Annotated in this window: 16 protein-coding genes; 10 read left to right on the plus strand and 6 right to left on the minus strand. The window is 66.1% G+C overall.

Annotation, left to right across the window (positions count from 1 at the left end; genetic code table 11):
* Nucleotides 1-451 precede the first annotated feature (451 nt).
* From BLP10_RS15715 to BLP10_RS15750, 8 genes are all read left to right on the plus strand, one after another.
* A complete protein-coding gene (locus BLP10_RS15715) occupies nt 452-2,455 on the plus strand; it encodes a heavy metal translocating P-type ATPase (RefSeq protein WP_244510572.1) in 2,004 nt (667 codons plus the stop codon).
* A 178-nt stretch (nt 2,456-2,633) separates the two neighbouring features.
* The gene (locus BLP10_RS15720) at nt 2,634-4,235 is read left to right on the plus strand and encodes an MBL fold metallo-hydrolase RNA specificity domain-containing protein (protein WP_091136640.1); all 1,602 of its coding nucleotides are present in this window, start codon (nt 2,634-2,636) and stop codon (nt 4,233-4,235) included.
* A gap of 126 nt (nt 4,236-4,361) precedes the next feature.
* Nucleotides 4,362-4,766, plus strand: coding sequence for a hypothetical protein (locus BLP10_RS15725; protein ID WP_091136644.1), 405 nt, complete (start codon nt 4,362-4,364; stop codon nt 4,764-4,766).
* Nucleotides 4,767-4,768: 2 nt separating this feature from the next.
* Nucleotides 4,769-5,086: a c-type cytochrome gene (locus BLP10_RS15730; protein ID WP_091136648.1), complete on the plus strand. Its 318-nt coding sequence runs from the start codon at nt 4,769-4,771 to the stop codon at nt 5,084-5,086.
* A 94-nt stretch (nt 5,087-5,180) separates the two neighbouring features.
* On the plus strand, nt 5,181-5,417 hold the full coding sequence (locus BLP10_RS15735) for a BrnA antitoxin family protein (protein ID WP_091136651.1): 237 nt from the start codon (nt 5,181-5,183) through the stop codon (nt 5,415-5,417).
* A gap of 47 nt (nt 5,418-5,464) precedes the next feature.
* Nucleotides 5,465-5,761 carry an MliC family protein gene (locus BLP10_RS15740; protein WP_091136655.1) on the plus strand — a complete coding sequence of 99 codons (297 nt, stop codon included), beginning with the start codon at nt 5,465-5,467 and terminating at the stop codon, nt 5,759-5,761.
* Between the two features lie 246 nt (nt 5,762-6,007).
* Nucleotides 6,008-6,283 carry a PepSY domain-containing protein gene (locus BLP10_RS15745; protein WP_091136943.1) on the plus strand — a complete coding sequence of 92 codons (276 nt, stop codon included), beginning with the start codon at nt 6,008-6,010 and terminating at the stop codon, nt 6,281-6,283.
* Nucleotides 6,284-6,287: 4 nt separating this feature from the next.
* Nucleotides 6,288-6,875: a cytochrome b/b6 domain-containing protein gene (locus tag BLP10_RS15750; RefSeq protein ID WP_091136659.1), complete on the plus strand. Its 588-nt coding sequence runs from the start codon at nt 6,288-6,290 to the stop codon at nt 6,873-6,875.
* Nucleotides 6,876-6,885: 10 nt separating this feature from the next.
* Here BLP10_RS15750 and BLP10_RS15755 read toward each other — a convergent pair whose 3' ends face one another.
* The 3 genes from BLP10_RS15755 to BLP10_RS15765 are packed head-to-tail and all read right to left on the minus strand — an operon-like array spanning nt 6,886 to nt 9,220.
* The gene (locus BLP10_RS15755; RefSeq protein ID WP_091136662.1) at nt 6,886-8,244 is read right to left on the minus strand and encodes a sensor histidine kinase; all 1,359 of its coding nucleotides are present in this window, start codon (nt 8,242-8,244) and stop codon (nt 6,886-6,888) included.
* A complete protein-coding gene (locus BLP10_RS15760; protein WP_091136665.1) occupies nt 8,241-8,909 on the minus strand; it encodes a response regulator transcription factor in 669 nt (222 codons plus the stop codon). The genes BLP10_RS15755 and BLP10_RS15760 overlap by 4 nt, the downstream gene beginning before the upstream one ends.
* On the minus strand, nt 8,909-9,220 hold the full coding sequence (locus BLP10_RS15765; RefSeq protein ID WP_091136668.1) for a PepSY domain-containing protein: 312 nt from the start codon (nt 9,218-9,220) through the stop codon (nt 8,909-8,911). The genes BLP10_RS15760 and BLP10_RS15765 overlap by 1 nt, the downstream gene beginning before the upstream one ends.
* A 131-nt stretch (nt 9,221-9,351) precedes the next feature.
* Between BLP10_RS15765 and BLP10_RS15770 the strand changes: the two genes are divergently transcribed.
* Both BLP10_RS15770 and BLP10_RS15775 read left to right on the plus strand, forming a co-directional pair.
* Nucleotides 9,352-9,630, plus strand: a complete 279-nt coding sequence (locus BLP10_RS15770; protein WP_091136671.1) for a PepSY domain-containing protein — start codon at nt 9,352-9,354, stop codon at nt 9,628-9,630.
* 48 nt (nt 9,631-9,678) lie between these two features.
* Nucleotides 9,679-10,143 carry a hypothetical protein gene (locus tag BLP10_RS15775; RefSeq protein WP_091136674.1) on the plus strand — a complete coding sequence of 155 codons (465 nt, stop codon included), beginning with the start codon at nt 9,679-9,681 and terminating at the stop codon, nt 10,141-10,143.
* 80 nt (nt 10,144-10,223) lie between these two features.
* Here BLP10_RS15775 and BLP10_RS15780 read toward each other — a convergent pair whose 3' ends face one another.
* From BLP10_RS15780 to BLP10_RS15790, 3 genes are read right to left on the minus strand one after another with little or no spacing between them, the layout of a single operon-like run.
* Entirely contained in the window at nt 10,224-10,700 is a 477-nt protein-coding gene (locus BLP10_RS15780; RefSeq protein WP_091136676.1) for a DUF411 domain-containing protein, read from the minus strand.
* Nucleotides 10,701-10,759: 59 nt separating this feature from the next.
* On the minus strand, nt 10,760-11,428 hold the full coding sequence (gene copM, locus BLP10_RS23960; protein WP_342026200.1) for a CopM family metallochaperone: 669 nt from the start codon (nt 11,426-11,428) through the stop codon (nt 10,760-10,762).
* A 56-nt stretch (nt 11,429-11,484) separates the two neighbouring features.
* Nucleotides 11,485-11,835 carry a hypothetical protein gene (locus BLP10_RS15790; RefSeq protein WP_091136679.1) on the minus strand — a complete coding sequence of 117 codons (351 nt, stop codon included), beginning with the start codon at nt 11,833-11,835 and terminating at the stop codon, nt 11,485-11,487.
* Nucleotides 11,836-11,877: the final 42 nt, after the last annotated feature.

Genomic DNA, 11,877 nt, shown 5'->3' on the forward strand with positions numbered 1-11,877 from the left:
CGGGTTCAAGATGGGAGCAGCAGGAACGAGCACCAGATCAGGACCGCAGGACCAGGATAGTCGCGACAACCGGCAGCGCCGAGACGAGGCCAGCCAAAGCGGCGGCGCAAGCGATCAGGCTCCGTAGCCGCGGCCGATTGATCCAGCTCATGGATCGGGTTCAGGCCCCATGGCATGCTCCCACGATGTTTCGACTTTCACCCGAGCCGTTCCTCACGGTCCTCGCTGCCTCTAACACTTCGATCCGGCCGCTCGAATTTGACGATTGCGGCCTCTCTCTCAGAATGTGGGGGATCACCAATGAGGCCTCTCACTGGCTCTCATTCGCGCGGATCCTCCCTGCGGCCTTCATGCTCGAGGTGCTTCAAGATCGTATGCCGTTGGCAAGAGGTCTCATGACCAACTCGCTTGTAGCCCTTGTTCGGTCTGCCCCTAAGGAGAGGAGGGCGGCATGATCGAGAGCGCGGGCAATGCTCCCGAAAAGCCTGCTTCAATGTCTGAGATCAGGACAGTCGGGCCTTCAGCCTCCTCTCGATCTCGGTCAGTCCATGGGGCAAAGGCGCCGTCACTGCAGAACCTCCACAAGGTCGTCCGCCCCATCCTGGTGGCCCTCCCCGCATTGGGCCTGGTTCTGGGATTCGTCACGGGACTGGCCGGGGGCGAGCCTTGGCCGGGGATCATCTGGGCCGCCGCGACGGTTCCAGTGTTGAGCGCTCTGCTTGTCGAAATCGTCACGAGTCTCAGGCGGGGAGAAGTGGGTCTCGACATCGTCGCGGCTCTCTCCATGACCGGCGCCCTGGTCTTCGGGGAGCACCTGGCTGCTGTGGTCGTGGCCCTGATGTATGCGGGCGGACAGTATCTGGAGAGCTTCGCCGAGCGCCGCGCCAACCGCGAGATGACGGCCCTGCTCGCTCGTGTGCCGCGAACGGCCCTCCGCCATCGAAACGGCAGGCTCGAGGAGGTCCCTCTCGACACCATAGAGCCTCAGGACCGTCTGCTCGTCCGCCAGGGGGACGTGGTGCCCGTGGATGGTGTGGTGGAGGGGATGGCCGCCCTCGACCAGTCGGCCCTCACAGGCGAGTCGCTGCCCGTGCAGAAGGCAGCCGGCGAGGCTGTGATCAGCGGAGCAACGAACGTCGGCGAGGCCTTCGACCTGTTGGCCACCCACCGTGCGGCCGAGAGCACCTATACAGGGATCATTCGCCTGATCGAGGCTGCCCAAGCCTCCAAGGCGCCGATGGCGCGGCTCGCGGACCGGTTCGCCATGGCCTTCCTGGCCCTGACGGTCGCCCTCGCCGGTGGCGCATGGTTCTGGAGCGGCGATCCGATCCGGGCCCTGGCCGTTCTCGTGGTCGCCACGCCTTGCCCTCTGATCCTGGCGGTGCCGGTCGCCATCGTCTCGGGCGTCTCGCGGGCGGCCAGGATCGGGGTCCTGGTCAAAGGAGGGAGGGCGCTGGAGACGCTTGCCCGCGTTCGCACCCTCGTCATCGACAAGACGGGCACGCTTACCCATGGGCAGGCTCGGATCGTCAAGATCCACCCCATGGCAGAGCTATCCGCCGAGAAGCTCCTCCAGCTGGCAGCGTCGCTCGACCAGGCCTCGAAGCACGTCATCGCACGGGCCCTCGTCATGGAGGCGCACGCGCGAGGTCTCGACCTCCTGCTGCCCACACAAGTCCAGGAAATCCCGGGCGAGGGGCTGGAAGGTGTCGTGGACGGCCGACGGGTCGCGGTGGGCGGAACCCGATTTGTTGCACAGCGGATTCCGAATGCCGGCGCCGTCCTGGCCGGCGGTCAATACCCGGTGGGATCCGTCGTGGTGGCTGTGGCCGTCGATGGCCGGCTTACCGGATTCCTGGTGCTGGCGGACCGGCTGCGCTCGGAGGCGGCTCTGGTGGTCGACAGCCTGCGCCGGCTCGGGATTGTCCGCATCGTTCTGGCAACAGGAGACCGCCGCGACGTAGCGGAAGCGGTCACGGTCGGGCTGCACCTCGACGCGGTTCATGCCGAACTCACGCCCGACCAGAAGATTGCGATCGTGCAGGCTGAGAAGCCACATGGCCCTGTGATGATGATCGGGGATGGAGTCAACGACGCCCCGGCCCTTGCCGCCGCCAATCTTGGCATCGCCATGGGCGCGAGGGGAGCCGCCGCATCCGCCGAAGCGGCCGATGTGGTTCTTCTGGTGGACCGGCTGGACAAGATCCCTGCGGCGGTGCAGGCCGCGCGCCGCTCCCGGCGCATCGCGCTGCAAAGCGTCTATGCCGGGATCGGTCTTTCGGTAGTCGGGATGCTTGTGGCTGCCCTGGGCTATCTGACGCCGGTCCAGGGCGCCTTGATCCAAGAGGCCATCGACATTGCCGTGATCCTGAACGCTCTGCGGGCCCTATGGGGTGGAGGTCAGTTGGGAGCACAGGGCCTCAGGCGAGCTCGTGTCCAACCTTCTCCTCTCTGACCCTGCCGAAGGTCCAACGAACTCGCTCTCCCCGACTGGCAAGAAAGGAGTGTGGTGCATGAGGCGATGCAAGATGTCATTGACCGGCTCTCCCATCGTTTGTCATGGATCAAGCCTGGCTGTTCGGTTGTCGTGTACTTAAGATACGATCGTTCGTGTTCATTCCTCGACCCAGGAGATGCCCTTGCCGCTTCGCCTTCACTTTTTTGGCGCTGCCCGAACCGTCACAGGTTCGTGCTTTCTGCTCGAGACGGATGCGGCTCGCGTGCTGGTCGATTGCGGAATGTTCCAGGGGTCGAAATCCGAACGGGAGCTCAACTACCAACACTTTCCGTTTCGTGCGGCCGGCGTCAGCGCGCTCTGCCTCACCCATGCCCATATCGACCACAGCGGCCTCGTGCCGAAGCTCGTGAAGGCCGGCTTCGATGGGCCGATCTATGCCACGGCCGGCACGACGGATCTTGCCTCGATCATGCTCCCGGATTCCGGTTATATTCAGGAGCTCGAGGTCGATCAGCTCAACCGGCGCAACCGCCGCCGCGGGCGGGAGACGGTGTCGCCCATCTACACGGCTGAGGATGCGATCGCCTCTCTCGATCAGTTCCGGGCTGTTCCATACGGCCATTGGCAACCGGTCGCCCCCGGCTTTCGGGCCCGCTACTGGAATGCAGGCCATCTCCTTGGCTCCGCCTCCATCGAGATGGAGGTCAAGGCCAGTGGCGAGGAGAAGCCAGTCCGTCTTCTGTTCTCCGGCGATATCGGACCCGACCACAAGCTCCTGCAGCCGGACCCGGACGGACCGCGTGACCTCGATTATGTCATCCTCGAATCCACCTATGGCGATATGGATCGCGAAGGCGCCACGATCGCACGCCGGCGGCGGATGCTGCGGGACGAGGTCCGCGCGGCCATGCGCCCGAGCGGGGTCCTGCTCATCCCGTCCTTCGCGGTGGAGAGAACTCAGGAGATTCTCGTCGATCTTCTCGAGCTGATGCAGGCAGGTGAGCTTCCCGACATCCCGGTCTTCATCGACTCTCCCCTGGCTATGAAGGCGAGCGCCATCTTCAAGAAGCATGCCGGCGAGCTGGAGAACGGCTCGGATCTCGTCGAGGCTCTCGAATCGCGGTGGGTCCGCTTCACGGAAACGGTCGAGCAGAGCAAGGCGATCGATCGCATCCACAGCTTCCACATCATCATCGCGGCCAGCGGCATGTGCGAGGCGGGGCGCATCCGCCATCACCTGAAGGCTTGGCTCTGGCGCGACGAGGCCACGGTCCTCTTCGTCGGCTTCCAGGCGCAAGGCACGCTCGGGCGGATCCTGCAGGACGGCGCTTCGAAGGTCAGGATCCACGGCGAGGAGATCAAGGTTCGCGCCCGCATGCGGACCCTCGATCTTTATTCCGGCCATGCGGACGGACCGGAGTTGAAGGCTTGGCTCGCGGACCGCCTCCCGGTCCGGCGTGGTGTCTTCCTCGTGCATGGCGAGGATCCCGCCCTGAAGGCGCTGCAATCGTCCCTCGCCACTCTCGATCACGTGCCCGGAGTCATCATCCCGGAGATCGATGAGATCTATGATCTGGCGGGCGATCGGGCGGTCCGGCTCGAGCGCCATGAGGCACGCCTGCCGGCCGCGAGCGCGGGCCATCGCGACTGGCACAACGATTACGCGGAACTGCTGCTGGAGATCAACGACGCCATTGAGGCGGCGGCGCACAGGAAGGCAAAGGCCGTCATCATCCGGCGCGTCAAGCGGGCCCTGGAGGAGAAGTCCCAGGGCTGACGCCCGCCAGTCCGCCGTCCCCGCTCCCAGGTTTCCAATAGATTGGGGTCAAGGTGTTGGGACAACGTCTCCCTCAATCTTTGCTTTGGGTCTCCAGCCAGCCTATTCTGTATTCGGGAGGGGACAGTGCTTCATCACATCACGCTTCATCTTGCCCGCTGCAAGGAGTTCCCGGAGGGGAGCGCCCGACACGGCTATGAGATCACCGCGCCCCTGGATGGGCAGGGACGGCTGGATCAGGAGGAATGGGCACGCCAGCGGACCCACTGCCGGGTTCGGCGCTTCTGGCCGAATGAAGCGGACCGGCAGGGCGTCCTGGTGCACCGGCCGGGCGGGGCCGGTGGGGCCACCTGGATGATGGACTACAACCAGGACCGTCCCGGCGACGAGGAGGCGGGCTATCGGCTCAACCAGCATCGCTTCGTGGAAGGCGAGTACGTCACGATCCAGGACGAAGACGAGAAGCCCCATACGTTCGAGGTCGTCGCGGTCCGGCCGGCCGGTCATCCCGTCACAGCGAAGGAGAAATGATCATGGGGCGTTTGGCTCTTCTGTGCAGCGCCCTGCTGCTGAGCCCGTTGGCTGCCTTGGGGCAGGAGGGGTGGGTGCAGCGCGGGATGACCTTCGCGCAGACGAATTGCGCCCAATGCCATGCCATCGGCCGGTTCGGCGACAGTCCCATCCCCGAGGCGCCGCCCTTCCGGACCCTGCATACCCGCTATCCGGTGGAGGACTTGGCCGAGGCGTTCGCGGAGGGCATCACCACGGGTCATCCCTCGATGCCTCAGTTCCAGCTCGACCCGGCACAGATCAACGATCTCATCGCCTATCTGCAGTCGGTTCAGCGCTAGGGGGAACACCTGAAGTTCCTGAAGCTGACCTGGACGATGCGTCCACCGCCGATGCCAAATAGCTTGAGAGGCGAAAATTCAAAGGGAGAGAGACGTGTCGAGATTCCCAGGAGGGCGCCGCCCCAGCGATCCTTTGAAGGCGGCCGAGGCTGCCTTCAAGAAGGTGACGACCAAGCCGGTTGAGGCGCCTTCCAAAACTCCGGCCATCCCGGGTGTGAAGGAGACCGTCACCCTGCGGATTGACCAGGATGTGCTCGAATATTTTCAGCAGGATGGTCCGGGATGGCAGGACCGGATCAATGCGGCTTTGCGCAAGGCGGCCGGCAAGTGAGGGACTGGACTGTGAGCAGAGCAACCCCGGTCCCCGGCAAAATAACCATGATGGCACTCTTGCTGGCGGGCGCTGCAGCGGGAGCGGCCGCCCAAGAGATCAAACCTGTTCACTACACCTGTGCGGATGGGACCAAGCTCCAGGCCATGTTTTCTCCCCCGAGCACCTCACTGGGATCAGTCAAGCTGATCGATGCTGGGTCCTCGACGGAGACGACACTCCCGCAGGCTCTCTCTGCGGATGGAGGTCGATACACCCAGGGCGAGGTCGAGTTCTGGATCAAGGGGAACGGCGCCACTCTGACCCGAGCCGGAAAACCGACAACCTGCCAGACTCGCGGTTAACCGAACCCTCCGCACCAGCCGGATCAGCGTCCGTACATGGGCGGTGAGCAGAGCCTTGCACGACCGCGCCCGCAGACAGAGTTTGCCACTTTCCCCGACTTTCGGGATCACCGGCTCGATCATTCGGCAATCTCGTTGAGACTGACAGGAGGCTGACAAAATACAACAGCGGGAGGTCAGGGGACATGCACCATTCTCCAGGTCGATCCGGCGCCGATGAGGCGCGGAGAGACAGGAGACAACACCATGCGCACCATCACCATGATCGTCGCTGCCCTTGCTGCCCTTGGCAGCGTGTCCGCCGCCCAGGCGAGCAGCCTCGGGCGGCCCTGCACCACGGCGCCCCAGAGCCAGTGGCTCTCGGTCGAGGCCCTCAAGGCCAAGGCCGAAGCCCAGGGCTACAAGGTCCAGAAGGCCAAGATCGCGAAAGCCTGCGGCGAGATCTACGCTCTCGACCGGAACAACGCCCGCACGGAGCTGTTCGTCGACCCCACCTCCGGCGAGATCGTCGCCAAGGAGTGACGCCATGACCGCGAGCAAACATGCGGTCGAGTCCGCCGGCGCAATGCCGGCGGTTGCCGCCTCCTCAGCCCAGGCGAAGACCGTCCGTGTTTGGGATCCGTTCGTCCGCATCTTCCATTGGAGCATCGTGGTCCTGTTCGCCGCCGCCTTCGCGACCGGGGACGAGATCGAGTGGCTGCACATCCGCATCGGCTATGCCATCGCGGCTCTCGTGGCGCTGCGGATCGTCTGGGGCTTCGTTGGAACCCGCCACGCCCGCTTCGGCGACTTCGTCCGTTCGCCGGGCGAGATCGCGACCTATTCGGGTCAGGCGCTTCGGTTCAGGGCACCGCGCCATCTCGGCCACAATCCGGCGGGCGGCGCCATGGTCGTGGCCCTGCTCGTCCTGGTCGCCGGCATCGCGGCTACCGGGTTCGCCATGATTACAGATGCATTCTGGGGCTCTCAATGGCTCGAGGACCTGCACGAGGGGCTCGGCTACACCACCATGGGGCTCATCGCCCTTCACGTGGCGGGCGTGGTCTTCTCCAGCCTTGAGCATGGCGAGAACCTCGTGAGGGCGATGATCACGGGCCGCAAGCGGGCTTCGTGAGCCGCTTGCCTTACGACGGGCTCGGCAGCCGGATCTCCGCGAGAAGGCCGCCGAGCGCCGAGCGCCGCAATGCCAACGAGCCGCCATAGGCCTCGACCAGATCACCGACGATGGCAAGTCCGAGCCCGGTGCCCGGACGGGTCTCGTCCAGGCGCCCTCCGCGGGCGAGCACGGTACCAATCTGATCCTCCGGCACGCCAGGTCCGTCGTCCTCGACCAGCAGCGTTACGGCATTGGCTTCGCGTCGGCCCTCGATCCGCACCGTGCCGATAGCCCAGGTCGCCGCGTTCTCGGCGAGATTGCCGAGGATCTCCGTCAGGTCCTGAGCATCCATCCGGATCCCGAGATCGTCCGTGATCCTGATCTCCCACGACAGTCTCTGCCCCTGCGGGGTTCGCCGGAGCACGCCGACCACCTGCTCGATGACAGGACGCACCGGCTGCACCGGCCCCGATCGCCCGCGAAGGCCAATCCGCGCCCGCACCAGCTCCCGTTCGACGTGGCGGCGCATGCCGGCGACGATGGTCGCGATCTCGTCGGCAAGGCGGGTGTCGCCACGGGCCCGCAGTTCCTCCGCATCGGCGCTGAGAACCGTCAGAGGCGTCTTCAGGCCATGCGCCAGGTCGGCCGCCCGCGCCCGGGCCTGGGCGATGGCCTTCTCCTGCGCGTCGAGCAGGTGGTCGACCTCGGCGGCGAGCGGCCGGACCTCGTCCGGAAAGGCCGTGCCGAGCCGGGCTGCCGTGCCCGAGCGCACCTGCGCCAAGCGACGGCGCACCATGTCGAGCGGACGCAGGCCGACACCGACCTGAATCCAGGCGGCAGCAATCAGCACCGCAGCCAGAAGCGCCAGGGAGGGAACGAGGTCGGAGGCAAAGGCACGGCCGGCGGCATGAACCTCCGCGCGGTCGAGGGCCACCGCGACGCGGATCGTTCCGCCCCCGAGGCTTGCCGGCAGGGCAATCCGGCGCTCGACCGCCAGCAGGGAGGCGCCGGCGGGACCGGGGATCGTGTGCTCGTGGATCTCCGCCGCGGCGGGCATGTCGGGCGGCAGGGTCAGGGTGGCATCCCAGAGCGAGCGGGAGCGCAGCACCGTTCCCTGGGGTTCCTCCGTGATCTGCCAGTAGAGGCCGCTGAGGGGCTGGGCGAACCGCGGCTCGGCCGGCGGGGCGCTGGCCTCGAGCGTGCCGTTCGCGGCCCGGGCGAGGCTGCTCACGAGCTGGTTGAGGTGCGAGCCGAGCTCGGCCGTCATGCGCCGCTCCACATGCCACTCGAACAGCAGCAGCAGGCCGAAGCCGGCAATCGCCAAGGCGAGGACGATGGAGACCGCGCCGGCGGCGAGCAACCGCAGCCTGAGGGAACCCTGTTTCACGAGGCGTCCTGCTCCGGCACGAGATAGCCGAAGCCGCGGCGGGTCTCGATCAGGTCCACGCCGAGCTTACGGCGCAGGCGGCCGACGAGCACCTCCAGGGCGTTCGGGTCGCGGTCGTGGTCATGGGCGTAGAGGTGCTCCATCAGTTCCGTGGGTGGGATCACCCGTCCGGCATGGTGCATCAGGTAGCTCAGGCAGCGGTATTCCAGCGGCGACAGGTTGAGGGGAACGTCGTCGACCGTGACGCGCATCCTGCGGGTGTCGAGCGCGACCGGGCCCGACACGAAGACCGGGGTGGATCGGCCGGCAGCCCGGCGCAGGAGCGCCCGCACGCGGGCCAGCAGTTCCTCCATAGCGAACGGCTTGGCGAGGTAGTCGTCGGCGCCGGCATCGATGCCCTCGACCCGCTCGGCCCAGGCGCCGCGCGCGGTGAGGATCAGCACCGGCAGGGCACGCCCGGCGGCACGCCACTTCTTGAGCACGGCAAGGCCATCCATCTTCGGCAAGCCAAGGTCGAGCACGGCGAGGGCATAGTCCTCCGTGTCGCCCCGGAACCAGGCCTCCTCGCCGTCGGCAACACGCTCGACCGCATAGCCCGCCTCCGCTAGAACCGCTTCCACCTTGCGGGCGATGCGGGGATCGTCCTCGACGAGCAGGATGCGCATCAGTGGCCCTCCCGCTTGAGGATCGCGGCGGTGGCGGCGTCGACATAGACCTCCCACAGGCGTCCGTCCGGATCGATCACCTTGAATTCATAGACCCAGCGCTCGCGCTTGCGCTCGAACTCCACCCCGACCACCTCGCCGCCGAGGTCGGCCCGCACCCGCGTCAGGATCTCGGCGAGGGCGAGCGCCTCGCCGCGCTCGACGGCCCGGCGGGCCTGGTCGGAGTCGCGCTCGCGATCCGCCAGGGCTGCAGCCGGCAGAAGGGTTGCGGCTGCGAGGGCGAGGATCATGTCGCGGCGGGTCTTGCTCATGAGACGAGAATGCCCCGGTGAACCTGACAACTCGCTGACATGGATCAACAGGAGGCCGAAAGCCGCGCCTCGCTAGTCTCCGCTTCATCGATCCGGACACTCCGTTCGGATCAGGACCACAGGAGACCGACATGCGCACGATCATCATGGCATCGACCCTTCTCGCAGCAGGGCTCGCCGTTCCAGCATTGGCCGACGGATCCGGCAGCCGCTGTACTCCCGGTCCTGATGGCCGCATCGTCGCCGCGAGCGAGGTGAGCAAGAGGCTCGAAGATCTCGGCTACCGCGTCGACCGGATCAAGGCCGAACACGGCTGCTACGAGGTCCGCGCGGTGAACGACAGCGGCTTCCCGATCAACGCTGTCTATGCCTGGGCCACGGGCGAACTCGTCCAAGCGCGGCTTCACTGAACGGAGACACATAGAGAGCATTCGAATGACACAACAGGAGATCCAATCATGGTCATGAACACATCCCTTGTCGCCGCGGTGGTGGCACTCGGCCTCGCAGCGGGCTTCTCCGGGGCCGTTTCCGCGGCTGCTCCGCACGGGCACGTCGTGGAGCTGACGCTCAACAATGGCCACAAGTGGCAGACGGATGAGGCCCTGCGGATGGGAATGACCCGGATCCGTGAGGCATTGGACGCCGCGCTGCCGATGATCCACGCGGGCCGGTACAGCGCGGCCGAATTTTCCGCGCTCGGCGACCAGGTTCAGGAGCAGGTTGACTACATCGTGGCGAACTGCAAGCTGCCCGAAGAGGCCGACCTCCAGCTTCATGTGGCGCTGACCCAGGTTCTGGATGGCGTTAACGCCATGAAGGAGGAGAGCGGGCAGGAGCAAGGCGTTGTCGCTATCATGCAGTCCCTGAACGCCTATGGCGACCATTTCGATCACCCAGAATGGAAGCCGCTGGGGCATTGAAGACGGGTAAGGGGCCTGATTGTATCAGCCCCGGTCCCTTCGTCCGACGCATGGCTGGTCACCCCGGACTGCACCGGCCCTCAGACCTGCCACGTGCCGTGGTAACGCGCGAAGGTGCTCTGGCCTGAAGGTCCGAAGAGGACGACCTCATAGGTGTCGGGGTCTGCTCCTGGAACCTCCATGCCCGGCGAACCGACCGGCATGCCAGGAACGGCAAGGCCCTTGGCCTGCGGCTTCTCAGCCAGGAGGCGCTTGATCGCGCCGGCCGGCACGTGGCCCTCGATGACGTAGCCGCCGATCTCAGCGGTGTGGCATGAGGCGAGGTCTTGGGGCACCCCCAGGCGGACTTTCAACCGGTTGATCTCGGATGTCTCGACCACGTCCGCGGTGAAGCCCGCCTTGCGCAGATGCCCGACCCAGCCGGTGCAGCAGCCGCAGTTCGGATCCTTGGTGACGGTCATCCTCGGCAGCCCTTCCGCCGCCGCGGAAAAGGCGGCGGGAGCGATGGCAAGGCCGGCAAGGAGCGCCCTCCGGCTGATCGTTCGATGGGTCTTCATGGTGTTCACCCTATTCGATTCGGAAACAGACGGGGCGGCGTGTCACCGCCCCGATGCTTTCACTGCTTCGCATTCTCGGCGAGCCAGGCCCGCATCATGGCGATCTCGTCTTCCTGCGCCTTGATGACGGTCTCGGCGAGCTCGCGGATCTTCGGATCCTTGCCGAACGCCATCTGGATCTTGGCCATGTCAACGGCACCCTGATGGTGGGCGATCATGTTCCGGACAAAGTCGGCATCGACGTTGCCGGTGTACTCCATCGCCATCTCGCGGTGCATGCGCTCGTTGACTGCGTTCATGGCCAGCGAGGCGACGCCCTGGTCGCCGCGGGGGCTGCCCATCTGCATCGAGCCGGCTCCGCGGCCCGCCATGCCCGCCATGCCGCCCTGCATCATCGGGCAGTTCATCATCATGTTCTGATCCATGCCGGACATCATGCCTCCCGGGCGCGGGCCGCCCTGACCCATCATCCCACCCAGCATGCCTGGCATCATGCCGCTCGGACGCTGACCGTCCGGCGCGGTTGAGCCGCCTTGCCCGCCGGACGTTCCGCCCTCTGGTGCGGGCATGGCGCCCATCGGGGCCTGGGAACTGCCCGTCGGTGGGGCCATCTGGGCCTGCTCGGGATGGTGTGCGTTGTGGTCCGCGTCGGAGGGGACGGGCTGCTGGGCCAAGGCCGGCGCCGAAAGGCTGGCGGCAACGACAAGAGCGAGAATGGACGATTTCATGATGGTTCTCCTCAAGGAGATCGAGCTTGAACGACGGTCGGACGGGGCCATGCCAGTCAGGATCGGGGCGGAGGGGAGCTGGTCTCAGGAACAACGCCCTCCGGGAACACCACCAGGGTCCTCCACGGAAGCGCTTGGTGACCTGTGGGGATGCTCGCATCCGCCGATGCAGGAAGCCCGGTCGGGCTGCACGAAGCCAGTGCGCAGATGAGACGGCAATTCCCATCAGGAAGGGTCGGCTCCGGCTCGCAGCAATCATGCGGCGCTACCGTCACGCTGATGGCAACGCCGTCCATGTTCAGGTGGTCGCCGGCGGCCATGGAGGTCGCGCCCATTGAGCCCGCGACCAGGACTGCCGCGAGCAGGCAGCGGACAAGAAGTGAGGCCGTGAGCCGAATGGCGATCATGCGCGTCAGCCTATCGTCTCCGTTCCATCAGGCCTTGCTCCA

It is taken from the genome of Microvirga guangxiensis, assembly GCF_900102135.1.
Classification (GTDB): Bacteria; Pseudomonadota; Alphaproteobacteria; order Rhizobiales; family Beijerinckiaceae; genus Microvirga; species Microvirga guangxiensis.

Excerpts from the sequence above, each read along its gene's own strand:
- BLP10_RS15715 (WP_244510572.1), top strand. The coding sequence starts at position 452 with ATGATCGAGAGCGCGGGCAATGCTCCCGAAAAGCCTGCTTCAATGTCT.
- BLP10_RS15720 (WP_091136640.1), top strand. The coding sequence starts at position 2,634 with ATGCCCTTGCCGCTTCGCCTTCACTTTTTTGGCGCTGCCCGAACCGTC.
- BLP10_RS15730 (WP_091136648.1), top strand. The coding sequence starts at position 4,769 with ATGGGGCGTTTGGCTCTTCTGTGCAGCGCCCTGCTGCTGAGCCCGTTG.
- BLP10_RS15740 (WP_091136655.1), top strand. The coding sequence starts at position 5,465 with ATGATGGCACTCTTGCTGGCGGGCGCTGCAGCGGGAGCGGCCGCCCAA.
- BLP10_RS15745 (WP_091136943.1), top strand. The coding sequence starts at position 6,008 with ATGCGCACCATCACCATGATCGTCGCTGCCCTTGCTGCCCTTGGCAGC.
- BLP10_RS15750 (WP_091136659.1), top strand. The coding sequence starts at position 6,288 with ATGACCGCGAGCAAACATGCGGTCGAGTCCGCCGGCGCAATGCCGGCG.
- BLP10_RS15760 (WP_091136665.1), bottom strand. The coding sequence starts at position 8,909 with ATGCGCATCCTGCTCGTCGAGGACGATCCCCGCATCGCCCGCAAGGTG.
- BLP10_RS15765 (WP_091136668.1), bottom strand. The coding sequence starts at position 9,220 with ATGAGCAAGACCCGCCGCGACATGATCCTCGCCCTCGCAGCCGCAACC.
- BLP10_RS15770 (WP_091136671.1), top strand. The coding sequence starts at position 9,352 with ATGCGCACGATCATCATGGCATCGACCCTTCTCGCAGCAGGGCTCGCC.
- BLP10_RS15775 (WP_091136674.1), top strand. The coding sequence starts at position 9,679 with ATGGTCATGAACACATCCCTTGTCGCCGCGGTGGTGGCACTCGGCCTC.
- BLP10_RS15780 (WP_091136676.1), bottom strand. The coding sequence starts at position 10,700 with ATGAAGACCCATCGAACGATCAGCCGGAGGGCGCTCCTTGCCGGCCTT.
- copM (WP_342026200.1), bottom strand. The coding sequence starts at position 11,428 with ATGAAATCGTCCATTCTCGCTCTTGTCGTTGCCGCCAGCCTTTCGGCG.
- BLP10_RS15790 (WP_091136679.1), bottom strand. The coding sequence starts at position 11,835 with ATGATCGCCATTCGGCTCACGGCCTCACTTCTTGTCCGCTGCCTGCTC.